The organism is Candidatus Phytoplasma pruni (assembly GCF_001277135.1).
GTDB classification, from domain to species: domain Bacteria; phylum Bacillota_I; class Bacilli_A; order Acholeplasmatales; family Acholeplasmataceae; genus Phytoplasma; species Phytoplasma pruni.
Genome location: NZ_LHCF01000009.1, coordinates 1 through 25,620, shown reverse-complemented (window position 1 = coordinate 25,620; position 25,620 = coordinate 1). Strand labels below are relative to the sequence as shown.

Annotated in this window: 20 protein-coding genes and 3 pseudogenes; 3 read left to right on the top strand and 20 right to left on the bottom strand. The window is 27.2% G+C overall.

All coding sequences use genetic code 11. The annotated features are described in order from the left end of the window. Positions 1-38: 38 nt before the first annotated feature. The 6 genes from CPX_RS01860 to CPX_RS01835 form a co-directional block, all read right to left on the bottom strand. Positions 39-863 (bottom strand): ATP-binding protein, encoded by an 825-nt coding sequence (locus tag CPX_RS01860; protein ID WP_235443223.1) that lies wholly within the window; start codon positions 861-863, stop codon positions 39-41. An 8-nt stretch (positions 864-871) separates the two neighbouring features. Then, positions 872-2,071 (bottom strand): DnaD domain protein, encoded by a 1,200-nt coding sequence (locus CPX_RS01855; RefSeq protein WP_053521499.1) that lies wholly within the window; start codon positions 2,069-2,071, stop codon positions 872-874. A 35-nt stretch (positions 2,072-2,106) separates the two neighbouring features. After that, a complete protein-coding gene (gene mutM / locus CPX_RS01850) occupies positions 2,107-2,937 on the bottom strand; it encodes a DNA-formamidopyrimidine glycosylase (RefSeq protein WP_053521498.1) in 831 nt (276 codons plus the stop codon). Between the two features lie 196 nt (positions 2,938-3,133). After that, a complete protein-coding gene (locus CPX_RS01845) occupies positions 3,134-3,463 on the bottom strand; it encodes a hypothetical protein (protein ID WP_053521497.1) in 330 nt (109 codons plus the stop codon). Positions 3,464-3,628: 165 nt separating this feature from the next. Further along, on the bottom strand, positions 3,629-5,317 hold the full coding sequence (locus tag CPX_RS01840; RefSeq protein WP_053521496.1) for a ribonuclease J: 1,689 nt from the start codon (positions 5,315-5,317) through the stop codon (positions 3,629-3,631). Positions 5,318-5,374: 57 nt separating this feature from the next. Then, positions 5,375-7,057 (bottom strand): ribonuclease J, encoded by a 1,683-nt coding sequence (locus CPX_RS01835; protein ID WP_017191878.1) that lies wholly within the window; start codon positions 7,055-7,057, stop codon positions 5,375-5,377. A gap of 153 nt (positions 7,058-7,210) precedes the next feature. On the opposite strand from CPX_RS01835, the pseudogene recU reads away from it, so the two are divergent. Continuing rightward, positions 7,211-7,767: pseudogene (recU, locus tag CPX_RS01830) on the top strand (Holliday junction resolvase RecU). Positions 7,768-7,798: 31 nt separating this feature from the next. Here the strand turns inward: recU and CPX_RS01825 are convergent. The 7 genes and pseudogenes from CPX_RS01825 to hrcA all read right to left on the bottom strand — a co-directional run bounded on the left by CPX_RS01825 (position 7,799) and on the right by hrcA (position 14,469). Further along, positions 7,799-8,461 (bottom strand): ECF transporter S component, encoded by a 663-nt coding sequence (locus CPX_RS01825; protein ID WP_053521495.1) that lies wholly within the window; start codon positions 8,459-8,461, stop codon positions 7,799-7,801. A 68-nt stretch (positions 8,462-8,529) separates the two neighbouring features. Beyond that, positions 8,530-9,521: pseudogene (locus CPX_RS01820) on the bottom strand (lipoate--protein ligase). Positions 9,522-9,663: 142 nt separating this feature from the next. After that, complete coding sequence (gene dnaJ, locus CPX_RS01815) at positions 9,664-10,776, bottom strand: molecular chaperone DnaJ (RefSeq protein ID WP_053521494.1); 1,113 nt, start codon at positions 10,774-10,776, stop codon at positions 9,664-9,666. 92 nt (positions 10,777-10,868) lie between these two features. After that, a complete protein-coding gene (gene dnaK, locus CPX_RS01810) occupies positions 10,869-12,695 on the bottom strand; it encodes a molecular chaperone DnaK (RefSeq protein ID WP_053521493.1) in 1,827 nt (608 codons plus the stop codon). Beyond that, on the bottom strand, positions 12,679-13,410 hold the full coding sequence (locus tag CPX_RS01805; protein WP_053521492.1) for a nucleotide exchange factor GrpE: 732 nt from the start codon (positions 13,408-13,410) through the stop codon (positions 12,679-12,681). Before CPX_RS01805 ends, dnaK begins: the two co-directional genes overlap by 17 nt. A 34-nt stretch (positions 13,411-13,444) precedes the next feature. Further along, positions 13,445-13,591 (bottom strand): hypothetical protein, encoded by a 147-nt coding sequence (locus CPX_RS03475; protein ID WP_268760255.1) that lies wholly within the window; start codon positions 13,589-13,591, stop codon positions 13,445-13,447. A gap of 17 nt (positions 13,592-13,608) precedes the next feature. Next, the gene (hrcA, locus tag CPX_RS01800; protein ID WP_268760254.1) at positions 13,609-14,469 is read right to left on the bottom strand and encodes a heat-inducible transcriptional repressor HrcA; all 861 of its coding nucleotides are present in this window, start codon (positions 14,467-14,469) and stop codon (positions 13,609-13,611) included. A gap of 244 nt (positions 14,470-14,713) precedes the next feature. Between hrcA and CPX_RS01795 the strand changes: the two genes are divergently transcribed. Continuing rightward, a complete protein-coding gene (locus CPX_RS01795; RefSeq protein WP_235443221.1) occupies positions 14,714-17,122 on the top strand; it encodes a S1 family peptidase in 2,409 nt (802 codons plus the stop codon). An 85-nt stretch (positions 17,123-17,207) separates the two neighbouring features. Here the strand turns inward: CPX_RS01795 and CPX_RS03315 are convergent, their stop codons facing one another. Further along, on the bottom strand, positions 17,208-17,414 hold the full coding sequence (locus CPX_RS03315) for a hypothetical protein (protein WP_235443220.1): 207 nt from the start codon (positions 17,412-17,414) through the stop codon (positions 17,208-17,210). A 500-nt stretch (positions 17,415-17,914) separates the two neighbouring features. On the opposite strand from CPX_RS03315, the gene CPX_RS01790 reads away from it, so the two are divergent. Further along, positions 17,915-18,799: a hypothetical protein gene (locus CPX_RS01790; RefSeq protein WP_053521491.1), complete on the top strand. Its 885-nt coding sequence runs from the start codon at positions 17,915-17,917 to the stop codon at positions 18,797-18,799. Positions 18,800-18,855: 56 nt separating this feature from the next. Here CPX_RS01790 and CPX_RS01785 read toward each other — a convergent pair whose 3' ends face one another. From CPX_RS01785 to gtfA, 6 genes and pseudogenes are all read right to left on the bottom strand, one after another. After that, positions 18,856-19,197, bottom strand: coding sequence for a holo-ACP synthase (locus tag CPX_RS01785; RefSeq protein WP_053521490.1), 342 nt, complete (start codon positions 19,195-19,197; stop codon positions 18,856-18,858). A gap of 21 nt (positions 19,198-19,218) precedes the next feature. After that, on the bottom strand, positions 19,219-21,216 hold the full coding sequence (gene ligA / locus CPX_RS01780) for an NAD-dependent DNA ligase LigA (protein ID WP_053521489.1): 1,998 nt from the start codon (positions 21,214-21,216) through the stop codon (positions 19,219-19,221). 157 nt (positions 21,217-21,373) lie between these two features. Next, positions 21,374-21,826: an SsrA-binding protein SmpB gene (gene smpB / locus CPX_RS01775; protein ID WP_017191853.1), complete on the bottom strand. Its 453-nt coding sequence runs from the start codon at positions 21,824-21,826 to the stop codon at positions 21,374-21,376. Between the two features lie 168 nt (positions 21,827-21,994). Next, positions 21,995-22,525: an inorganic diphosphatase gene (locus tag CPX_RS01770; protein ID WP_053521488.1), complete on the bottom strand. Its 531-nt coding sequence runs from the start codon at positions 22,523-22,525 to the stop codon at positions 21,995-21,997. Positions 22,526-22,601: 76 nt separating this feature from the next. Then, entirely contained in the window at positions 22,602-23,024 is a 423-nt protein-coding gene (locus tag CPX_RS01765; protein ID WP_053521487.1) for a hypothetical protein, read from the bottom strand. Positions 23,025-23,884: 860 nt separating this feature from the next. Continuing rightward, positions 23,885-25,351: pseudogene (gene gtfA, locus CPX_RS03560) on the bottom strand (sucrose phosphorylase). Positions 25,352-25,620 lie beyond the last annotated feature (269 nt).

Sequence of the window (25,620 nt, the reverse complement as noted above, 5' to 3'; positions counted from 1 at the left end):
AAATATTTATTTTATCATTAAAAAGAAAGAAAGTTCTTTTAAATCTCTTTGTTTAAAACCGAAAAGTTATAAATAGAGGTGTTTTTTTTAATAAGGTTAACTATTTTATAAGCTTTGATTTCACTATTGAAATCTTGGAAAGATTTAAAGTAATTAAATAAATCTTCTAAATCAAAATTACTACTAAAAAAAGTGGGCAATTTATGTTCGAAACGATAATATAATAAAGGCAGTAAAATATCATCTCTAAAATAGTAAGTCATGTTTTCAGAACCTATATCATCTAAAATTAAGCAAGGCACTTTTTTCAAATAATGAATTTTTTTTTCTAAGAGATCGCTATACCAAGTAGTTTTAAATTGGCGGGCTAAATCAGGCATAAAAATAAATAAAACAGAGATGTTTTTATTGATTAATTCTTTAGTTAAAGCTTTAAGAAGGAAAGTTTTTCCTGTCCCAAAATCTCCATGAAGATAAAATCCTTTTTTAACATGATAAAAAGACATTATCATCTCTTTAGTTTTTTGAAAAATTTTTTCTTGCACTAAATTATTAATTTTAAAAGCATTTAAATCAACTTCTTCTAGTTTTAAATCTTGGTTAAATAAAATATTATTTTGTTCTAAGTTATTTTTTAAATCAATATGTTTGGTTGCAGTTGTCTCTTGTAACATAATATGCAGATAAGGTTTAGTTTTTAAAACTTGTTTATAACCAAAACTATGGTCTTTATGCTTATTTTGTAGATAATTAAAAACCATCATCACATCTTTATCTTCTACTTTTAAGTTTTTAGTCTCCGGATCGTTAGAGATAACTTCTTTCATTTCATCTAAATATTTTTTTTTTACTAAAACCATCATCACACCTTTTATTTTTTAAAACTAAATTCTTTTTTGAAATTATCTAACCATTTAGGACTGTTTTTATTGTCTTTTTTACTAGTTTTAAAGACGTTTTCTTCCATAAGGTAATCATAAGCCGTCTCGGTAGTTACAATCCCTTTTTTAGTCCAAGATTTTAAAATTGTGTCAAAATAATTATAAGAAATAAAAGAATCATCTTTATGAGCTTTTATCTTACAAACATACATAATTAAAGCGTTAATAACTCCAATTTCGACCTCTGTTTTTTTCAACAACAAAAACACAGCATCATACAAGGCAGCGCCAAAACGTTTATTTTTACTAAAATTCTTAATAATCCTATGGGGATGAGAATTTTTCAAATAAAGAATCATTTCATTAGTTTCCGTATTTAAGTTTTTATTGCTTAAAGTTTTAATTTTAGCGTTACTTTGCGAAAACTTAAGATTTAAACTATTTCTTAAATGGTTTAAATCTAGATCATCTACATAATTATTACGAAAGCTTTCTTGGTATAAAGTGGCCATCTCTTCAGGTGTTAAAGCGTACACGAAAGCTAATTTAATAATATAATCCATGTTTTGCCATTCCAATAAAAAAGGTTTTTTAAATCTTTCCGATAAATGGTTTAAAAAAGATTCATAATTAAAATATTTTTGCAATACAGTGGTTTGTTTTTTTTGTTCATTATTATATTTAAAACTATTTAAAGTTTCTTGAGGATTAATTTTTTCAAAATGATAAACGTCAGAAAAATGTTTACTCACGTTTTGATAATTTGTTAAATTCAAGGAATTTTCTGGCAGTAATATCTTTTCCAAAGAGAAATAAATATGTTCACCGACCTCACTTAATAAGAATTGACTCAAAAGAGGATCTTGAAAAAATAAAACCGCGCTTAAAGGAGGATTCAGAGCATAAAGATTCTCTTTTGTTTTATTTTGATAAGTCGTTAACAAATTAACCGCTTCTAGTTTGTCTTTAAATTGGAAAAAAGTTTTTTCATCAATGTTTAATAAATCCAATAAAAATTGATGAATCAAATTAGGCTCCTCCAGATCATTAGAATTTAAAAAAGATAAAGTGTAATAAAGACCTATCGCGTCTGTTCCTATTAAAGGCTGATACAATAAAGTTAAAATTTTTTGTTCTTCATGAGATAAGATATTGCGATTATGAACATTAAAATTTTGTAAAGTAAACACTATGAATCTCCTTTAAAAAAATATTTTTTGAATAATTAATCTTTTTTAGTTATCATAGTTTGGCAATGAGAACAAAAATAAGAACCACGCCCGCCTATTTTTCTTTTTTCAATTTTATTTTGACAAACTACACAATTTTGCTTATCTTTGCCATGCACTAAGAGCTTATTTTGAAAAGAACCCGTTTTTCCTAAAGCATCAAAAGTACTAATAGTGGTTCCGCCTAAAACAATCGATTCTTTTAAAATAACTTGCGCTTTAGTTAAAATTAATTGTGTTTGAGCAAAATTAAGATAGGTTGCTTTAGTTTCTGGATGTAACCGCGCAGCAAATAAAATTTCGTTAGCATAAATATTACCAATCCCAGAAATAATTTGTTGGTTTAACAAAACCGTCTTAATTGCGACACGTGTTTTTTGCAAACAACCATAAAAATCCTTTGCACGGATTAAAAAAGGATCTAGAGCTAAACGCTCTAATTTGCTTTCTTCTAAATAACGATCTTTTTTAAATAATAAAAAACGCCCAAATTTACGAAAATCATAATATTGCAACACCATATCATTATCTAACAGAAGACGAAAATACTCATGTTTTCCTGTTTTTAGACAATCTTTTTGAGGTTTTAAATATAATTTACCTTCCATTCTTAAATGCCCTACAAGCACCCAATCATCACTTAAGAAAAAAAGTAAATATTTACCTTTTCTTTGAACGTCTAAAAAAGTTTGGTTTAACATTTGGTTAAAACGAGCAATATTTTGTACGATAGGTTCATAAAAAACTTTTATCCCTTTAATAGTGCGGTTAACCAATTTTTTATGTAAATGGCGAATAATGACTTCAACTTCTGGCAATTCTGGCATATTTTCTTTTCTAACCTTTAAAATTTTTTTAAAATAAAAAGAAATTCTCTATTACTACTTTTAAAATTAATAAATGATTTTATGGGAGTTTACATTATTAAGCCAAATATTAACTTGAACAAATTTACTATTTTAAAAACCAATTTAATCTTATTTCATAAGAAAATATCTATTAACAAAAAAATAAGAATCTTAATTATTTTTGTGTTTGGTCGCTTAACTGTTTAAATTTATCGATTGTTAAAACATTGTGTTTCACTGATGTATCAAGAGAGTTTAGGCGTCCACCTAAAACTTTAACTTTTTGACCGGGTTGTAAGAAAAACTCAGGATTATCACTATCAATATGACCGAAGACTAAAACCACTTCATCAAAAGAATAATTTTCACCATCATAATTAATTTTTAAATTATTAGTATACCATTCTCTTACGTTTTTATTATTTTGTTTAACGTATCTCACTTTAACTTCTACAGTTACATTATCTGTTACAAGGTAACGTTGATTATTTTTTTTTGCACTCATTTTATTTTCTCCTTTTAATTATTTTAAAAATAACTTTTTTGCAAAGTTTTTTATTTTCTTTCTTTATCTTCAATACTTATATTTTAAATTAGAAAATCTTAATCTTAACAAAATAAAAGAAATAATTGATTTTTTAATTTTGATGATTAAGGTCTTTTTATTGCTTTAAACCATTAAAAAAATCGGAATAATAATCGGATTTCTTAAAGTAGATTCATAAATCCTTGGGGTGATAAAATCAATCACAGATTTTTTCAAATAGCTTTTGTTGACTTTATCTAAGCGTAATAAGTTTTGCACCATTTTTTTAACATCAGAAGATATTTTTTTAATTAATTCTTGGTTAGTTTTCATATAAATAAAACCACGCGAAACAATCATTGGAAAGTTCAGAATTTTCTTTTGTTTTAAATCGATACTAATAACAACTGATAGCAATCCTTCTTCGTTTAAAATTCTTCTTTCTTTTAAAATCAGGTTACCTACATCTTCTACACCCGAACCATCAATATAAATATTATCAGTAGGGACACGACCGATTAATTGAGTTTTTTCTTGACTAATGCCTACCGCATCGCCATTATCTAAAATTAAAATATTGCCCGGTTCTATACCACATTCAATCGCTAATTGTTTATGATGAATTAACATCACATGTTCACCATGAACGGGAATAAAATATTTTGGTTTAATTAAATTCAACATTAATTTTAAATCATTTTGACTAGCATGACCTGAAGCATGCGTATCCACCAATAAGCCGTGCGCAATTACTTCCACATTCATTTTAAAGAGCAAATCCAAGAGTTTATTAATACTGTCTTGATTACCAGGAATAGGTGAAGAAGAGAAAATAACCGTATCTTTTTGATTTAATTTAACTTGTCTATGGATCCCATTAGCCATTCGACTAAGAGCCGCTAATGGCTCTCCTTGAGAACCTGTACAAAGCAAAGTCACATCATCGTATTTCTCAATATCATTGTTATTTAAAATAGTGTCTTTAGGAATTTTTAAATAACCGTTTTTCATGCCTGTTTCGATCGCTTTTTCCATACTTCTACCAAAAACAGCCACTTTTCTACCAGTTAAAACACTGGCTTCAATGATTTGTTTAATACGATAAAAATTAGAAGCAAAAGTAACAATCACTATTCTCCCTTTTATTTTATAAAAAAGTTGATTAATAGTAGTGCCAATTTTGTGCTCAGACTGAATCATACCTTCGTTTTGGGAATTAGTCGAATCAGAAAATAAACATAAAACACCATTTTTACCTAAATCAGATAATTTAGCATATTCTGCTAAAGGACCTTCAGGAGTGTTATCGATTTTAAAATCTCCAGTATAAAAAACCACATTATCGTTATTTTTAAAAACAATACCAAAAGTATCCGGAATAGAGTGGTTCAAACGAATGAAAGATACTTCTGTATTATCAAAAACAAATTTAGAATTATTATTGTACTTCTCTAAAATACTGATATATTTATTTAATTTATAATCGATTAATTTCAATTCTATTAAATCATAAGCAATGCCCGTCACATAAATTTTAGGAATATTAATTCTTTTCAATAAAAAAGGTATGCTGCCGATATGGTCTTCATGTCCGTGAGTAATAAATAAGCCCATAATTTTATGTTCGTTTTGCAGTAAATATTCATAACTAGGAATAATATAGTTTACCCCTAAAAAGGAATCATCAGAAAAAGAAATACCTGAATCAACAATAAAAATCTTTTTATCAATTTCAAAGACATACATATTTTTACCGACTTCGCCTAATCCGCCCAAAGCGTAAAAGACAATATCAAAATCATTCGGAGAAACGTTTTGATTGATCATTTCCATTTAATATATTTCAACCTTTTTTCCTTTCTTGATCGTTTTTTTTAAAGAATGCTTTTCTTAACGTGAAATAGAAATTAAAACAGGAATAACCACTGGTTTCTTTTTCGTTTCTTTATAAATAAACTTAGATAAATCTTCTCTTAAGTTATTTTTGAAATCACTCCATTTAACTTGTTTATTATTCATTAAAAAACCTTTACTTATTTTAGCGAATAAATCTTTTAGTTTCCCGAAAGTCGTATCCGTGTCGCTTTTGTTTAAAAAACCTTTGCTAATTAATTCCACATTGCCCACAATTTCTCTGGTTTTTAAATCTAGATTACAAACAATGATGATAACACCATCGTTAGCTAAAAGTTCTCTATCTTTTAAAATGAAATCATTACCTTCTAAAACCGGTGTTCCATCAATTAAAATTTCCCCTAAATTTTTGAAAAAATTTCTTTTGACATAAGGTTTATTTTGGAAATCATAATTCCAAACATCACCATTTTCCAATAAGAAAATTTTATTATTAGGATAATTGAATTTTTGAGCGTTTTTCTTTATTTGGTATTGATGTCTATATTCGCCTGCTACAGGAATTAAAAAGTTAGGTTTTAATAAATGTAACATTAATTTAAAATTCTCTTCATAATTATAAGAAGAGGATTTTAATAAATCTTTTTCTAAAACATCGACAATAAAGCCGTTTCTAGCTAAAATATCAACTGTTTTATTTTGAATTTTATCCACTCCAGTGGTTTCGATAGATAATAATAAAATCTTATCTTTAGGATGTAGTTTCATCAAGCGGTCGGTTTGTTTGCACATTCTTTGCAATCTGTAAAAAGGTTCAAAACGTTTTCCTACTACTATCACCACTAAATTTTTATATTTTAAATAATCTGTGGATGTTTTTAAATTAATTAAAGATTTTTCCGGAATTTTTAAATAATTTTTTTGTAAAGCGACATCGATAATTTTTTCACTTTTACGTCCTAAAATAACAATTTTTAAATTAGCCTCTAAAGCTAAATCAATCGCTAACTGAATTTTTAATAAATCAGGGACTAAAAAAGAAATAATAATATTGTTTTCTATACTAGCAAAATAACTACTCAAATAGTATTCTAAAATTTCTTCTTTTTTCTGAATAATAATGCTGAAAGCTCCTTGTGAAGCAGGAACTAAAGCTAAAACTTCTTTTTGCGATAACTCTGATAAATAAGCAAAGTTAGTTTGGAAATTAACATCTTTAGATTGAACAAAATGCATCTCACTAATATACACTATCAAACCTTGCGACGTTTCAAAAGCGACTCCTAAAGTTTCCGGTAAAAAATGAGATATCCCAAAAAAATGCGCTTTAGTGTTGTCAAAATCTATCACTGATTTATCTTGAACAGCTCTAAATTCTACATTATGTGGATTGGCGTTATTTTGGTGTAAATTTATTTTTAAAACTTCAATAGTGAAATCAGAAGCGTAAACCGGAACATCTTCTAAATAATCAATCATATATGGCAAAGCGCCAGAATGAGTTTCGAAAGCAGAAGTGATGAAAATACCTTTAATTTGATCTTTAATAGATTCCAAGCGATGATAATCAGGAATAACGCAATCTATCCCATTAGCGACTACATTAGGATATTTAAGTCCTGCATCTAAAATAAAATAAGAAGAATCTACTTTCAATAAATAAAAATTTTTTCCATTTTCTCCTATACCGCCTAAAGCAAAAAAATTTATTTCTTTCATGAAATGTAATTTATACTCCTTGAACAAAAATTTTTATTAATCTTTGGAAATTGTTAAAAATTATTTTATAATGGAAATTGTTAAAAATTATTTTTTTAATTCATCCTTAAATGAAGGAAATATAAAATCTTAGAAAGTCGATAAATAATATCCATGGATTACCCTTTCAAAAAAGAAAAAAATAACGTTATCAGCAACAAAAACAATTTAGGTGCTAATTTAGAGAGAGATATTAATTTAACTAATCGTTTTTATCAAGAACAAGAAATAGCGTTGGTTTATAAAAACGAAATCCCTATCCAAGTAGTAAGGGTAGAATACCCTCAAAGAAAACAAGCTAAAATAGTGGAAGCTTATTATCGTACTTCTTCTTTACCAGACTATCACGGCATTTACAAAGGTAAATTTTTATCTTTCGATGTTAAAGAAACTAACAATAAAAACAACTTTCCGCTGAGTAATATTCCTCAACATCAAATAGAAATCTTACAAAGAGCACAAAAATTTAACGGAATAGCTTTTTTTATTGTTCATTTTAAAATTAAAATAAGTATTTTTATTTACCAATTGATTTTTTAACTAATTTTTTAAACAATAATAAGGCTAAAAGTATCAGTTATCAAATTTTTGAAAAAGAGCTCTTTAACATTTCGTTTAATTATAATCCGAGAATTGATTATATTAAAGTAATAGATAAATTCATTGAATAATTTTTTTGCAAAAGAAAATTATTCAATTTTTTTATTCTAACGCAAAACTTTCTAAATTTACTTTTAAAATAGGATTCACAAAATACAAAATAAAACCAATAACTATATTTTGTAAAACAACAGATAATATGTAATAACCTAAAATTAGTTTATATGGCAAATTAGAATCCTTTATAACGCCTTCGTATTCATGTAAAATTTCATGAGCCTGGTTATGATAAAGTAAAAAAGAAAAAATGGCATAAGAAATAATTTGAACAATTGCTATTAACGACAAACTTCCTGCAATAACTTTACCTTGTGATAAATGTCTTAAATCTTTGCGGCGAAAAAAACCTGAAATAGTACAAGCTAAATAAGGCATCACAAATACAAAAAATAATAAGCCTAAAAATAATACCGTTTTCGATTCTGTATCTTTTAAAAGCAATTCAAAAAAATGCCTATCCATCGCATATTCCATGCAAATATGAATTGCTACATATAATAAATTAGAAAAGAAACTGAATTTCCATCCAAATAAAAATCCTATCAAAATAAGAGGTAATAATTCTATTCTTATTAAAGTAGTATGACAATGCTGTCCGCCGTGAAATGATTTAACAAAGACCATCTCTAAAAAGAAAGAAATTGCTATAAGAAGCGAAACAACAATCATCTTTTTTAATAAAACTTGTTTCTTGTTTTTATTCATATCCCTTCCTTTAATTATACATTTTTTATTTCTATTTTTACTAAAAAGAGAAATAATTTTTTTATTTTTTAAATTAACAATCCTTCTTCTAAGAAAGATAATAAATCTTTATTATTAGCGTTTAAAATATAATCACCTATATTATGATTTTTTAAGACTGTTTCTAAAGTTTCTTTACGATAATAAACATCGATAAATTGGTCCGTAAATAAGGATAAATTATCTTCTTTATGAAAGAAATCGCCTCTTAAATTCATTTGTTGAATTTTACCTTGTTTTAAAACTAATAAAATTTCTAATTTGCCCCAAGGGAAATGTTTTTTCAAAGTTTTAGAATACTGAGGGTGTTTAAAATATAACCATTTTTCAGAAGAATATTTTTGCGCCAACGTTTCCACTTTGGCTATTTCCTCTTCGCTCAAAACATATTCTTTTTGCGCTAAATCTTTTTCTAAATAACTTACTAATTCATCTTTTGACATGCCATCTAAATGGTTTTTTAAATTTGTTACACGAGCAGAAACGCTATCAATTCCTTTAGAAATTAATTTTTCATTACTTGGTGTAATGCAACGAACCATCACGTCTATATCACAATTATACAGTAAAGTGCCATGAATGATAATGCCGTTTTGGTTTTGTAAAAAAGCGTTTCCAGAGACTTTTTTACCTTCTAACAAAATATCGTTTCTACCACTAAAATATAAATCAACTCCTAATTTTTTAAAAGTGGAGATAATTTTATTCAAATGTTCTTTAAAAGTGAAATTTTGGTTTTTTCTTTTAGTAATGATGCTGTAAAGAGGAGTTTCCTCATCATTATAAACACATCCGCCACCAGTAGGACGACGAAAAAGATCAATCTTATTTATTTTAACATAATCCAAATTAACTTCGTTTTCAATAACTTGATTCTTACCTATTACAACCCCTTTAATAGTCCATAGAAAAAAAAGACTTCATCCATATCTTTTAAAACATTGTTTAAAATATATTCTTCTAAGGCGTAATAAAAATAAGGTTTCAAATCTATATTTCTTGAAAATTTAACTAAAATCATTTTTTACACTTCCTTTAAATAAATAAAAAAATACCACTCTTATTTATATTATCATAAAAAATTATATAAATAATTTGATATAATAATTATTTAAAAAAGAGCGATATTTTTTTATTTTTAAAGCTTAAATATAAATACAATGTTAAAAAAACCAAGATCTATTTTTTTTAAAATTATTATTTAATCTATTTAATTCTTGCAATTTTAAAAACAGTTCTTTTTCAGTATTGCTGATTTTTGTAGGAGTTTTTATCTTAACGACAACATAATGGTCTCCTTTGCGAGAAGAATTTAAATAAGCTATTCCTTTGTTTTTCAACCTAAACTTTGTATCCGTTTGGGTGCCTGCTGGGATTTTAAGTTTCACATCGCCATAAATAGTCGCTACATTAATGGTAGTTCCTAAAACAGCTTGATAAAAATCAATGAAAAGAGTGGTAATAATGTTTTGTTCATCTCTTTTAAAATGTTCATGCGGTCTTACTTTGATATCTACTAATAAATCACCGTTAGCAGCGCCTAAATGACCGCCATTACCGTTTTGAGGCGATCTTAAAGTCATACCACTTTCTACACCAGCCGGTATTTGCAAATTCATTTGTTTAACTTTTTTAACTCTTTTTTGTCCCTTACAAGAAAAACATTTGTGTAAAATAGTTTGTTTTTCACCACGACATTGTGGACAAATTTGTTGAGAAGGAATATTGCCTAAAATAGTTTGTTGGTTAATAGTAACATAACCATTGCCATGACAATAAGAACAAGTTTGCATACTTTGAGCGTTTTTAGCCCCTGTCCCTTGACAATGTTGACAATCTTCTTCTACGTGAAATTGAATGTCTTTTTCTACTCCTAAGGCAGCTTCTAGAAAATCAATTGTAATTTCAATATGCGAGTCTGCTCCAACATTATTGTTACGCCTTTGCCGTTGAGAACCAGAACTGCCAAAGAAATTTTCAAAAAGATCTTCAAAGTTGAACGAACCGCCGCCGCCAAAGCCTTCAAAACCGCCACCAGAACCACCAGTGTCACCAGCGTGACCAAAACGATCATAATTAGCTTTTTTATTAGGGTCGTTTAAAGTTTGATAAGCTTCTTGCACTTCTTTGAATTTACTTTCAGCATCTGCTTCTTTAGAAACATCTGGATGAAATTTTTTAGAAAGTCTTCTATAAGCGGATTTAATTTCACTCGCGCTAGCTTCTTTAGTTAAACCTAAAACGCTATAATAATCTTTTTTTGTTTCAAAATAAATCTCCTAATTAGAATAATAATTTATGATAATAAAAGAAACCAAAAAAAGTCATAAAGGCTTTTTTTGGTTCATTAAAATATTAAATTAGATTATTATTTTTTTTGTTCTTCAAATTCAGCATCAACTGTTTTATCTTCTTTTTTGTCGTGATCATGGTCGTTTTTAGCTTGTTCTTGCGCTTGTTGATAAGCTTGAAGAGTAATTTTTTGCGCTTCTTTTTCTAAAGTTTCTAATTTTTCTTTGATGACAGTTTGATCATCGCCTTTTAAAGCTTCTTCTAAGTTTTTAATATGTTCTTCTGCTTTAGCTTTTTCTTCAGGATTAACTTTGTCTTTCAAGTCTTCTAAAGATCTTTGAGTTTGGAAAATTAGTTGTTCTGCGTTATTACGTGTATCGATTTTATCTCTTTGGATTTTATCAGATTCAGCGTTTTCTTCAGCTTCTTTAATCATGCGATTAATTTCTTCTTCTGATAAAGAACCAGTTCCAGAAATAGTAATTTTTTGTTCTTTATTAGTGCCTAAATCTTTCGCTTTAACAGAAACAATACCGTTAACGTCAATATCAAAAGATACTTCGATTTGAGGAACTCCTCTTGGAGCAGGTGGAATATCGTTTAAACGGAAGCTTCCTAAAGTTTTATTTTCTTTCGCTAAAGGTCTTTCTCCTTGTAAAACGTGGATATCAACAGAAGGTTGATTATCAGCAGCAGTAGAGAAAATTTGTGATTTAGAAGTCGGAATAGTAGTGTTTCTTTCGATTAATTTAGTGAAAACATTACCTAATGTTTCAATCCCTAAGGAAAGTGGAGTTACATCTAAAAGAACGATATCTTTAACATCTCCCATTAAAATACCACCTTGAATAGCAGCTCCCATAGCAACTACTTCATCAGGGTTAATACTTTTATTAGGAACTTTTTTCAATTCTTTTTTCACTAATTCTTGAACAGCAGGAATTCTTGTTGAACCGCCCACTAAAAGCACTTGATCAATTTCTTCCGCTTTCATACTAGCATCAGTTAAAGCACGTTTAACAGGTACTAAACAACGTTCTACTAAATCACGTGTTAATTCATCAAATTTAGCTCTTGTTAAAGTGTATTCTAAGTGAAGAGGTCCGCTTGTAGGGTTCATAGTAATGAAAGGTAAAGATATTTGCGTAGAAACGATACCACTTAATTCTTTTTTCGCTTTTTCAGCAGCATCTTTTAATCTTTGAGTAGCGATTTTATCTTTAGATAAATCCACTCCATTATCTTTTTTAAATTCTTTAATTAAAAATTCAATAATACGTTCATCGAAATCATCACCACCCAGTTTGTTATCGCCGGAAGTAGATATAACCGAAAAGTTACCTTCAGCTAAGTTTAAGATAGAAACATCAAAAGTTCCTCCTCCTAAATCAAAAACTAAAATATTTTGTTCTTTTTCGCTTTTATCAATACCGTAAGCTAAAGCAGCTGCTGTTGGTTCATTAATAATTCTTTTCACTTCTAAACCAGCAATTTTACCGGCATCTTTAGTTGCTTGTCTTTGTGAGTCGTTGAAATAAGCAGGTACAGTAATAATTGCTTCGCTAACTTCAGCCCCTAAATAATCTTCTGCTTGTTTTTTTAAATTTCTTAAAATCATAGCACTGATTTCTTGGGGAGTATATTTTTTGTTGTTTACATCAACAGTATAATCTTTTTCACCCATATGTCTTTTCACAGAAATAATGGTGTTAGGGTTAGTAAGCATTTGTCTTTTAGCTACTTCACCTACCATGATTTCGTCGTTTTTAAACGATACAACTGAAGGAGTAGTTCTACTACCTTCCGCATTAGGAATAACTTTAGATTCTCCGCCTTCCATTACAGCAACACAAGAGTTAGTTGTTCCTAAGTCAATACCAATAATTTTATTTGTTTTCGCCATTTTTATTTTCACTCCATTCATTTATTTTTACCATAGCTGGTTTAATAATTTTATCTTTGTATAAAAAGCCTTTTTGTAAAACAGCAACGTTAACGCCGTTTGGTTGTTTCTCATCAGAAATTTTTTCTAATGCATGATGATATTTAGGATCAAATTTCTCGCCTAAAGCTTTTATTTCTGCAACGCCGTCTTTTTCTAAAACATCGTTAATTTGCTTGTTAATCATTTTAAAACCAAAGAGAAATTTTTGCAACATTTCATCTTCATTAGGCATTTCTAAAACTTGTCCTAATTGTTCTAAAGGAACTAACATGTCAGTAATCAAATTCATAGAAGCGTATTTAACGTCTGCTACTTTTTCTTTTTGAAGTCTTTTTTTCAAATTCTCTAAATCTGCTTGAGATTTTAATTTTTCATTGATTAATTCGGTTTTTAATTGTAATAATTCCGCTTGTAAATCTTTTTCATCTTTGGACGATGAATTGTCTTTATCATGGGAATTAAAGGATGATTGTTCATCCTTTTTTTTATCACAACCATCACAATCCTCTTTAGAAAATTTTTCTGGTTGGTTGTTTTTGCTTTCTTCTTGAGAAGCGTTGTCTTTTTTATTGTCTTGACAACCGCAATCTTGATCTTTTTTAACTTCTTCAGTTTGATGATTTGATTTTTTTATCTTTTCTTCGTTGTTATGTGTTTTTTTATTTTTATTCATGTAAAAACAAACTCCTATTTATTCCAATTTATAATTACTTTTTGTCATATAGCTGCGACAAATGAGCGGATAAATATTCCAAAAGGGGGACAATTTTTTGAAAATTCATGATAGTCGGTCCTAAAATAGCAATTGATCCTTTTTCATTTTCATTAATATCATAAGGAATGGAAATAATCATAAATTTATTGTACGGCATTAAACTAATTTGATTAGCGAATCTATAAATAACTTCTTTAGAATTAAAAAAATTCTGTTTAATTCTTTATTTTCTAATATTTTAAAAATGTCTTTCGCGGAAGCAAGGCTTTTGCATTCCGCATTATCGTAAAAATTAGAAACACCATATACATAAAAATTATCAGTCGCAAAATTATAAAAAATTTCGACCAAAGATTGTACCAGTTGTTTTTTATATTCGATATATGCTGCAAAAACGGTAGCAACAATATCGCTTTCCAGAATTTCTATTGCTTCATGTAAATATTTACCAATTAACAAATGATTTAATTCAGAAAATATTATTTGCAAATCTTGCAATGACAATTCGCTATCTTTTTCTAAAACGATATTTTGATGTTGAACATTGCCATTATCAGTCACAATCAAAATAAGGGCCTGTTCTAAATTTAAAGGAATCAAATCAATTTTATTAATTTTATTAGTTTTTAAAACATCAGGACCTATCATTAAAGTTGCATAATTAGTTAAATTACTTAATAGCTCTAAAACTTCTTTAATAATTTTTTCTTTATTTAAACTTTTTTTATTTAAAATTTGGTCAAATAAAGAAATCATTTGAATAGTTTCATTATTGCGTGTTATTAAATTATTAAAATAAAAAGCATAGCCTTTTAAAGAAGGTATTCTGCCGCTAGATTTATGAGTTTTTTTTAAATAACCTTTTTTTTCCAATTGTACCATATCATAACGAATAGTAGCGCTGGAAAAATTTAAATAAGGCAAGTTCGCTAGCAACTTAGAACCAACAGGTTGATCTTCTTTAGAATAATTTTCAACAACGGCCTTTAAAATTAATCTTTTCCTATCAGAAAGCAAAATAATACTCCTTGGCACTCATTTAATATGACTGCTAATAGTATTATATTAGTTTTTATATCAAATGTCAAGTATAAAATTATAAAAAAGTTATTTTTTTCTTTTTTTAAAATAAGTATCTTTTTTTTCAGATAAAAAATAATATATAATATAGTTAAGATCTTAAAAAAACAATTCTATTTATTTATTTTGTAAAGCTAAATATATCATAAAACTAAAGAAGGAAGAAAGATAAAATAACTTTATGTACGTGAATAAAATACCCAAAAAATACTTATTCATTTCTTTTTTTATCTTTTTATTGGCTGTTTTTTTTTATTACCGTATGTTTTTTAACTTGGAAACACAACCGATAAAACTTTTTCATTATAATCAAAATAATCAATTATCCAAGACAAACGATAACGATATGAAAAAGAAATGCGAAACTATTGAAAAAATTCACAAAAACATCCAAACTATTTTCGAAAAAGAAAAAAACAAAGAAAAACCTGCTTCTTCTTATGAATTGAAAAGACATAAATTTCACATTGGGGAAACAGTATACGCTTTTACTTTGGATACGACAGAAAATATCAAGCCATTCCAAGAAGGCATCATAAGTGAAGATTACGACGAAAATAATACCCATTATTTGCCCATTTCTATTAAAGGTAAAAATAATAAAATTTTTTTCAATACCAAAGGTGAATTTATCGGCATTTCTTTGCCTGATAAAAAGAATAAAAATAACAAAACCGAAATTAACTATATTATCACTTCTAACAGTATGTATAATTTTTTAAAATGTATCCGTACCATAGAGGACGATGAAGAATTTTTCCAACAAGAAGACACTCATAATAATTTTTTTTTGCCAATCAAGATCAAAGAAAAAGGTCAAGAAGACAAAAAATTTAATATTTTCTTAGATCAAAACGGTCTTTTTTTAGGTTTAATTCATCAAAATTTTCCTGAAAAAGTTATCTCATTTGAACAACATTTAAAAAAATACTTATTTAATACTTATTGTTCAGCCTCTTTAAAAAATATTGAAAAACCACATCATACAGAATTGCCTACTGAAACCATTTCTCCTTTAGAAGGTGCGTCTCTTTCTGAAAAAGAATTATTAGCCGGCAAAATCCGTTCTTTATCAAAACTTAATTTTTTAATCATTTATAAAGATTTTCTAGGTTCTGGTTTTATTTGGCACATAGATATAATTAAAAATGACTATACAGGAGAAATAGAATATAAATATTATCTTTTAACAAACCGCCACGTGATAGAACACGCTCGCAAAGGTGAAAGTATTCATATTTTTAACTACGAATTTAAACAGAAAACAGCTTCTGTATATAATTATATCGATAATAAGCGCGATACAGATGACATAGGTATTGTCACTTTTATTGATTCCAACCATGACTTATTTAAAAAAGTGGAAGATATTTTACAAACAGCGAAACAACCTTTCCTCCAACCAGAACCATCTCTACCTTTAAAAGAAGGGGAAGATATTTATAGTATGGGTTCTCAATTGATAAAAAACCCTAAAATACCTTTTACTTTCGTATACGAAAACGAAAGACTACAAATTCAAGAAAATAATTATCGTTTTTTTGGTTCCGGATGGCCTTATGTCAATCCCATCTCTCAAAGCCCTAGACAATATCCAGAAATTAATTTATTGAAAAAAGGTAGCATTATTTACCATAATGAAAAAGAAATTAATTTCAATATTCAAATTGATAGCGGCAATAGCGGAGGAATGGTTTTTAACAATAAAGGTCAAATTATAGGAATGAATAGAAGCGTTCTTCAAGGCGATAAAACCACCGATAGTTTTTCCCAAGCGATCAATATGATCCACATTAACGAAAGATTTGAAGAAATGAAAAAAAGACTTCAAGAAAATCCAACTTTTGAAGATAAAGTTTATCAAATTAGTTTACAAAATAAAATAAAAAATTTTCAAAATAAATTTAAAGACAACAAACCTAGCAAAATAAATTTTTTTGTTCAAGATTTATTGCTCTTGGATCAAAAACCAATCGTTATTTCTTCCCCTTCTCAAGAGAAGACAAAAAAACCGAACAAATTTTTGATCGATTTAGTCGGTAATTACGATTATAAAGAGGAAATCTTTTTCATGGACCCTCATCAAGAAGATTTAGAAATTCACTTAAACAAAATAGATGGCAAAGGTGGGGATAAGAACTTAGAATTAATTATACACAAACGCAATAAAGAAAATACACAAATCGCCGCTACTTACACACGTAAATTTAATAACTATGATTTATATAAAGGCGATAATTCTTTTTTGTCTTTAGAATTAAAAAATGACCCAAAAAAAGAAAAGATAGATTTATCAGATAAAATCAAAAATTCTTTAATTGTTTGGCATAAAGGCAACGGTCAAAACGGTAATGGTGTTATTCTTCATCAACAAAGATTAGCCAATAATAAATTTTTATATTACGTTTTATCCAATTACAATACTGACTATGAATTTGAAGATCAAAAATACGAAAAGATGGATAATTGGATCAATAATTTCATCAATGTTTTTTCATATGAAATTAATATTATTACCTCTACTCCTGATGAAGGCAAAAAAAAGAAAAAGGACATTTACAAAGTTTTCTTTTTGATAAAAATGATTTAATTTTATTGACTTTTGAATCTGATTATAATTATCCTATTGCAGAAATGACCAAAATTTCAGATTTACAAATAGGCCAAGAAGTGTATTATCTATTCAATTCAGATAATAAAGTTAATTGTCCCCAATTTTTCAAAAGCAAAGTCGGCAGTCTAAAAGGAGATTCAGCTTTATTTGATTCTGTTTTCAACTTAAAACATAAAAAGAAAAAATTAAATTTTCTTTTTTTGATAAAGATAATCGTTTTATCGGGACCAATGATGTTGTTAGCGACAATTTCAACACTCCGCTTCACTTTGTCAAAACTTCTAATATCAAAGAGAAAAGTGTGGTTGAATTGTTCCGTTATCAAAAATTAAAAAATAACGCTAACCAAATTTTTTCAATTATTTTCTTAAATATTATCCTTTTTATTGTCATTATCTTGTTACCTAATGACGTCAACAAAAGGGGAAAGAAATGGAAAAAAATCCATATTTAATCTTGGTTTCCATTAGCTAAATCCCCAACAAGAAAACCTTCCCCAAACTCATCTAAAGATTAGACTAAAAATGAGTCCTCGAAGGTTTTCTTTTTTATTTTTATAAATCTTTCTATGTTATAATGCAAGCGGATAATATTTGCTTTTTAATATTGAATTTAGGAAAAGAAACATTCAAAATTGCTAATATAATCTATTTTCCACATAAAAATTAAATTAGAAAAGAGTTTAAAACAATAAACAATCATCATTCTAACATATCATACCAAAAATCAATTAAAAAAATCTTTATTCTCCTTTTAAACCTTTTTATTTTGGTTTTAATTAATAATCAGCTTCTTTTTGGGAATCCAAATAATTTAGAGAATGACTTTCCCATACGTCAAGATCTATTAAACAATAAATTAATAGCAGAAACAGAATTAGGAATTGCTAAAACATTAAACCAACTAATTCAAGATCCAAAAAAAGATCATTCAGAATTTGATGGATTTAGACATAATTTAGAAAATAAAAACAATCCTGAAACAATTATCAGCAAATGGGAAGATTGCGAAAAACAATTCCAAACAGCATCAGACATAACAAATTTTAACGATTTATCAAATTTATTCAACAATGTTAACGAAGAATTTAAAAAAATTATCACTCGACTCAAAAAATACAACACCAAATTAACCAAAAAAATAGCAGAAAAAAAACAAGAATCAGCCCAAGAATGGTTGTCATTAGTGGATCTATCTGCGGGAGATAACGAAGCTTTAATCGCTTTAAAAAAAGAGATTACTGACCAAATCCAAAATGATCAATCAGACAATAGCGCTTTATCTTTGATGAAAAAAGGTAACGACTTATTTGAAAGTTACGAAATAGAGGATACAAGCCCCTCTATGAATAATAAATTAGACCAAGCTAAAAATCATTTCAAAAATGCCTTACAAAAATATAATCAAATAAAAGAAAAATTAAAATCATTAATTGATTACATATTAGAAAAACCCCAAGAAAAAAACGCTCAATTAGAGAATTTAGAAAAAAACCAACAAGCCTTAAAAAAATGGCAAAACATTTTATTAACCCTGATTATCTTTCATTTGATTATATCCGCTTTATATATAATTTATTTTTCTTTTAAAACCAAACAAAAGAAAACTTTTTTCCCTGAAAAACAGGAACCAAACCTTAATATCGAAAGATAAATAAAAAAGAGCTTTATGAGCTCTTTTTTTATTAAACGAATTCATATTATCAATTCTCACATCAAAACAACAAAAGCGATAGCGTAATTATCTGTGTGCGAAATAGAAATCATGATTTTATTTTGATAAGGATCAATAACGTAGGGCAAACCATAAGGCACATGGTTTAAAATAGACCAATCAGAATAATTATGAGTTAAATCTCCTTTAGCGTAAGCTTTAAAAATAGCTTCCTTAGCGGCCCATCTTCCTGCAACATAACTATACTTTACCTCTTGATTAGTGATAGTAGCATAACATTCGTGTTCTTTAAGAGATAAAATTCTATTAGCTATTTTATCCAATCCAACATCTTTTATTTTTTTTATTTCGACCAAATCCACACCAATATTTTTCATTTTATTATTTTTTACCTTTTTTTATCTTTCAGATAACCTTTGTTCCAATTCTTTTTCATCAATAATTTTAATTCCTAAAGTGCGAGCTTTGACTAATTTAGAACCACTATCGTGACCACAAATTAAATAATCTATATTTTTAGAAACAGAATTAACGATTAAAGCACCTTTTTCTTCTAAAAAAGAGGATATTGCTTTGCGCGAATAATGTTTCAAACTACCTGTTAAAACAATTTTTTTGCCTTTAAAGAAATTATCTTGAACTGTTGTTTTATTTTTATAATCATTTTGAAATTGAAGATTATGTTGCATTAAAAGATTTATTTCTTCCCAATTGTGAGGTTTTTTAAAATAATCTCCCAGACTTTCAACAATTTTAATGCCTACTTCAGGGATGCCTAATAAGTCCTCTTTGGTAGCTTCTTTTAAAGCATGGATGTTGTGATATTTTTGAACTAAAATTTTAGCAACCTTAATCCCAATATGTTTAATGCCTAACGCGAACAAGAGCCTTTCAAAAGGTTGAGATTTGCTGGTTTCTAAAGCGTTTAAAATATTGTTAACCTTTTTACTTTTAAATCCTGGCAAGTCTTCTAATTGACTACGAAAAGAGTTTAAAGAGTATAAATCAGATATTTTTTTAACAAAACCTTTTTGAAAAAACAGAATTAAAGTTTTTTCTCCTAAAACATTAACATCCATCGATTCTCGGGAAACAAAATGAATTATTTTTTTAATTTGTTTTTCTTCGCAAACTTCATTTAAACAAAAATAATCTACTTCATCAGCTTTTTTATCTAACTGTGTTTGACAAAAAGGGCAATGAGTAATCATTTTAAAAGGAGTTTGATCGGTCCTTTTTTCTTGAATAATTTCAATAATTTCAGGAATAATAGAACCGGATTTATGTATTAAAACAGTATCCCCGATCCTAATGTCTTTTTTTTGAATATAATCATAATTATGCAAAGAAACCTTAGAAATAACGCTACCACTCACCATAACCGGCAATAATTCCGCTACAGGAGTCACAGAACCAGTTCTACCCACTTGAAAGGTAATTTTTTTAATAATAGTTTCTCCTTGGGAAGAATTAAATTTATAAGCTATGGCCCATTTAGGGAATTTACTAGTATAACCGATAAGGGGATGAAGTTCTAATTGGTTTACTTTAATCACAACCCCGTCCGTATCATAAGGTAAAGTATCTTTTAATTTTTCATATCGATTAATATGAGAAATTAACGCTTCAAACGAATCTGCCACATAATGATAAGGATTAACAGAAAAACCCATTTTCTTTAAAAAGTCCAAAACCTCTTTTTGAGTTTTAATAAAAGCAGGCGGTTTGACAATATGATAGATAAAAGACGACAAAATCCTTTGAGATACGGTATCAGAATTTAATAACCTAATTGTCCCTGAAGCGGCATTGCGAGGGTTGGAAAAAGGCGGTTTATTATTTTTTACCTGTAAAGTGTTTAATTTTTCAAAATCATCATGTTTAAAAAAAATTTCCCCTCTCACTTCTAAATCGATATCTTTTTGTAGTTTTAAAGGAATATTTTTAATGGTTTTGATGTTATCAATCACCGCTTCTCCTACTTGCCCGTTCCCTCTAGTAGTGGCTTGAATTAAAATACCTTTTTCATATTTTAAATTAATCGCCACTCCATCAATTTTCAATTCCGTAATAAAATGGAAACGACTGACTTTTTTCAAAACACGATGATAAAAATCTTTTAACTCTTTAAAGTCAAAAACATTTTCTAAAGATAACATAGGCACTTCATGAACGATTTTTTTAAATTTAGAATTAACCACTCCGCCTATTTTAAAAGTAGGACTATAATTTAATCTATATTCAGGATACTTTTTTTCCAAAGAAATTAATTCTTGCAAGGAAGCGTCATACTGTTGATCTGTTATTTCAGAATTGTTTAAATTATAATAATCATAATTAGCTTTATTAATCAAGTCTGTTAAAAATTTAATTTTATTTACTATTTCTGTCTTCATTCTTTTCACCTTGCTTACATTATAACATATTAGCACTATTTATCCTTAAGAACGTTAAAAACCGTTCCATATTTTATTTCCTTTTTAAAAGAAAAGACCTTAGAAAAGGTCTTTTAAAAGGTAACACAGGAATTATTTAAAAAGAAAAAAGAAAAGATCAATATTCAGAATATTTTAAAGTTTTCTTAATTCTTAAATTATCATCTTTTTTCTTTAAATCAGCTCTTTTATCGTATTTTTTCTTACCTTGAGCTAAAGCGAACTCTAATTTAAAGAGGTTTTTGATTAAGAATAGTTTAATCGGAATAACACTAAAATTTTTCAATTTAATTTTGCTTTTTATTTGTAAAATTTCTTGCTTTTTCAACAAAAGCTTCTTTTTCCTATTTTCTTCAAAATCAAAATTATTGCTAAAATCATATTTAGCGATTTTCATATTATAAACAAACAATTCATCGCCCACAAAATAAATGTAAGAACTATCTAAATTAACTTTGCCTAAACGGATAGATTTAACTTCGTTACCTAATAATTTAATCCCAGCACAATATTTTTTATCTAAGAAATAATCATAAGAAATTTTTTTATTTAAAATGACAGTTTTTTTCATTGTTATTTGTTATCTCTTTCGTTATTTTATCAAATGCGAAATAAAAATAACATAAAAACAATTATAATCATTCATACATTTCAAAAAATAAATTTTAAAAATAAAAATTAGACATCATGGCGATAGGTCTTTTTGAAAAATAAGAAAGCTACAACAATTAAAACAGTGTTATTTTTTAATGATGTCTCGGTAAGTAACTAAAGAACGTTTAATAGCGTTTTTAGCTTCTTGTTTTCCTTCTATTTTTTCGATAGAAACTGTTTTTTTGTCTAAATCTTTATAATGAAGTAAAAAATGTTCTATTTCAGCTACTAAAGATTGAGGCAAATCTTTAATATCTTGGTACTGATCCATTAAAGGATCTCTCGCAGGAACAGCGATCAATTTTTCATCTAATTCTCCGTTATCAATCATGCGAATCACTCCGAGAGGACGACAATTAACTAAAACCATCGGATCTAAGGGTTCTTGGGATAAAACAAAAACATCCAGCGGATCGTTATCTTCACAATGAGTTAAAGGGATGAAACCATAATTAACAGGATAACGAAAAGACGTCGCCAAATAGCGATCTAATGATAACAAGCCTGTTTCTTTATCAATTTCGTATTTTTTCTTACTACCTTGAGGGATTTCGATTAAAACAACAAATTGGTCTTCAGTAATTCTCTTAGGATTAATATCGTGCATTATATTCATACTTTTCTCCGTTTACAATTAAAAATTTATTTTATTTATTATTTTTTTGCGCACTATCAAAGATAATGCTAATTGTTTAAATTCGTGCGTTAAATAAAGAGATCCCTTTAACGAACAAAGTTTTCTTTTTTAAAACGTTAATAGATAAATGATTAAAAAATATCTCTTTATTTTTCTGGATGCTCGAAATCATCACTTTATCGATGAATTGTAATTTTTCTGGTCCATTTTTTTCTTCGTTAAAAATTTCATATAAATAAAGATAAAAATTGTTTTCTGCGTCATTTTTTATTTTTAACAAAAAACCAATAGTTTGATGTTGTGGTGCAAAAGATAAAGTCAGTTTCATTTCTTGTGAGGGTTTGATTTTTTTATTTTCCAAAGTAGAATGAATGAAAAATTTTTCTGGAGCATATTTATGGCTTAAATTTTTAATCAAATGAAATAATAAATTTTGTTCCAACGACTCAATATCAGTTGAAGTAGTATAAAAAAGCATTTAACATTAATAAAAATAAATAACTATTCTTGATTTTTTGATTAAACAAAAATATATACCTCTATTTTCTTTTATTTTTTTATAATGTGTTTTTATCTTCCTGTATGATTATATTATAACACGCTTTTGTATAAAAACCAAATTTTTACTTCTTAAAAGGATAAAACATATCCATATCTCTAAGAAAAGACCATTTTAATGATAATAATATTAATCTTTTTAATAAAAAACCTTTTAAAGTGGTTATATAAAAAGCTTTTTTATCAGTTAAAACTTCTTAATAAAAATTAAGACTGAAAAAAAGTATTTCTTGAACCACTAATTTATTTTAGTTTCAACGCTTTAATTGAGATCAAAAAAAATAAGGGTTATAATTACAGTATAAAAAATGGATGAATTCATGATTGTCGTAAGTCAATATACCATTTGTTATGTAATTGTTCTAGGGCTTAGAATACTTAAATATGGTTTTTTTTCCTTGAAAAAAATGTTGATATAAATTAGCGCCTTTAAGAAAATAAGGAGGTTCTAAATAAAAAAAATTTATCTTTTTGAGCATCAACAGAAATGATAAACTCTTTAGCATCTAAAATTGCTTAAAAAAATTTTATCTTTTAAAGACGCTATTTGACGAATAAAAGCAATTAGAAGAGGTTTGGGTGAAGCCTAACTAAATGGCACCGAAAGACAACAACTAATTTTTCTAAAACAAATACCTTTTAGAAAAAATTATTTATTAATTTACTATATGATAACATAAAAAAATATTTGTCAACCTTTTTTAAAAAATATTTAAAAAAATAAAAAAATCAGTTATCTTTTAGAGAAGATAACTGATTTTCAAAACTTTTTTATAAAAGTTAATAATTTTTAAATATTTCTTGACCATTTTCAGTAATTAAGAATTTTTTCTCTTGCACATCAGCTTCTAAGATAGCTGTATTTTGGCCATCTTTATCTTGGCGCACAATTTTAATTTTGTGGTTATCTAAATTTAGTTCGACACTAATAAAATAGAATTATTTAAATCAAAAGCGTGACTAGTGTTACGCCATTACAATAATTTAAAGAGGTTTTTCGCCACAGGTCTTTGAACTACTGTTTGGATCTCTTCACGAGAATAATAATGATGGTTAATGTTACGCCCTTCTTTAGAAGATTCTAACAATTTAATATCGTTTTCTCCTGCTAAAAGGCTCACATAGTAAACTTGTGGTATTCCTGGGTGAAAATTTGAAAAGCACGACTTAACAAATAAATATCATCATCATTCGCTAAAGCGGAATAATAAGTGGAATTGATTTGATAAATATCTAAGTTTTTATAAGAAACGGAGGAATAGATTTTTTTTACTTTATGTCTATTTTATATATTCTTTCTGTCGTATATTTCATTTCATCATCAGTTAAAAGATCAAAAACATCTATCACTCCTATACCATCGTGAGTATCTAAAGTCGTAAATTATTACATTGGTGATTTTATTAACCAATCTTTTAAACGTTTTATTTTGTCGGAATATAAAGTATAAAGAACAATTAATGGTAAAGCGAAATCATAAATAAAGTAACCGTGTTGACTTATTTTATGAGAAATAACATAATTTTCATGAATTTCAGGTAAAAGTAAATCTCCTGATTTACTAATGATATTACTAACATCTGTTAATAAGTTGCAAATATCTGGTTCTAAAAAGAAAAAAGTGGTATTGGTGTTTTTACAAATATAAACAAAAGCGTCTAAACGGATTAAACTAGTGCTTTTTTCTACCATATTGTTTAAAGTATCTTTAATGAAATCTTTCGCTACTTCATCATCAACGTTAATATCGATCTGATCTTTGTCAAAAGTATTCTAAAAATGTTCTTCTTGGTTGTTCGCGAATTTAATTTTTTGAATAGGGACTTTATCTTTGCGTTTATAAATTAAATCGATATCTTGTTTAGTAGGACGATTTTTACTTTCTTTAGTCCAAAATTTTTTCCCAACGAAGAAAGAAATTATTATATTTAGAGTTTTCATGGTTTTGTTGAAAATCTTTATACATAACGGATTCTTTGGAAATATGGTTGATCATAAAATCAAACATTAAATAATATTGTTTTTTCAATTCAGCAATATTATCCCAATCTCCAAAAACAGGATCAACGATATTATAATCATAAGGCGCGAATCCTCGGTCACTGCTAGAAGGGGAAAAGGTAAAATATGAATCTCACCGATTGTGTTTTGTCCTAAATCTTCTTTTATAACTAGATTTAATTCTTTAAGATTTTTTCCTAATGAATCAGGATAAGTAATTAAAATTACTTTATTTTGAATTTTTATTAATTTATTTCCTTTATTCAGAATATCTTTAATATAGTTAATATTGTTTCAATATTTAAATTATTTTTTTCTTGTATTTGGTTCAGTAGTATTAAGAACTATATAAAATTTAATAATAAAATATAATTAATAACATTTTTATTTTAACAAATTTTAATTTTTTTTATTGATTAAATATACGTTAAAAAAGCTTTTTTATTTGTTAAAAAAAGCTTTGAAATAACAATCTTTTTTTTCTAAAAAGTAAGTTTTTTCTTCCAAAAGAAAAC

What these genes read in the sequence shown, in the direction of transcription:
- CPX_RS01765 (WP_053521487.1), bottom strand. Translation starts at nt 23,024, where the DNA reads ATGCTTTTTTATACTACTTCAACTGATATTGAGTCGTTGGAACAAAAT.
- CPX_RS01860 (WP_235443223.1), bottom strand. Translation starts at nt 863, where the DNA reads ATGATGGTTTTAGTAAAAAAAAAATATTTAGATGAAATGAAAGAAGTT.
- mutM (WP_053521498.1), bottom strand. Translation starts at nt 2,937, where the DNA reads ATGCCAGAATTGCCAGAAGTTGAAGTCATTATTCGCCATTTACATAAA.
- smpB (WP_017191853.1), bottom strand. Translation starts at nt 21,826, where the DNA reads ATGAAAAAAACTGTCATTTTAAATAAAAAAATTTCTTATGATTATTTC.
- ligA (WP_053521489.1), bottom strand. Translation starts at nt 21,216, where the DNA reads ATGAAGACAGAAATAGTAAATAAAATTAAATTTTTAACAGACTTGATT.
- CPX_RS01845 (WP_053521497.1), bottom strand. Translation starts at nt 3,463, where the DNA reads ATGAGTGCAAAAAAAAATAATCAACGTTACCTTGTAACAGATAATGTA.
- CPX_RS01825 (WP_053521495.1), bottom strand. Translation starts at nt 8,461, where the DNA reads ATGAATAAAAACAAGAAACAAGTTTTATTAAAAAAGATGATTGTTGTT.
- CPX_RS01770 (WP_053521488.1), bottom strand. Translation starts at nt 22,525, where the DNA reads ATGAATATAATGCACGATATTAATCCTAAGAGAATTACTGAAGACCAA.
- CPX_RS01805 (WP_053521492.1), bottom strand. Translation starts at nt 13,410, where the DNA reads ATGAATAAAAATAAAAAAACACATAACAACGAAGAAAAGATAAAAAAA.
- CPX_RS03475 (WP_268760255.1), bottom strand. Translation starts at nt 13,591, where the DNA reads ATGATTATTTCCATTCCTTATGATATTAATGAAAATGAAAAAGGATCA.
- CPX_RS01785 (WP_053521490.1), bottom strand. Translation starts at nt 19,197, where the DNA reads ATGAAAAATATTGGTGTGGATTTGGTCGAAATAAAAAAAATAAAAGAT.
- CPX_RS01840 (WP_053521496.1), bottom strand. Translation starts at nt 5,317, where the DNA reads ATGGAAATGATCAATCAAAACGTTTCTCCGAATGATTTTGATATTGTC.
- CPX_RS01835 (WP_017191878.1), bottom strand. Translation starts at nt 7,057, where the DNA reads ATGAAAGAAATAAATTTTTTTGCTTTAGGCGGTATAGGAGAAAATGGA.
- CPX_RS01795 (WP_235443221.1), top strand. Translation starts at nt 14,714, where the DNA reads ATGTACGTGAATAAAATACCCAAAAAATACTTATTCATTTCTTTTTTT.
- dnaK (WP_053521493.1), bottom strand. Translation starts at nt 12,695, where the DNA reads ATGGCGAAAACAAATAAAATTATTGGTATTGACTTAGGAACAACTAAC.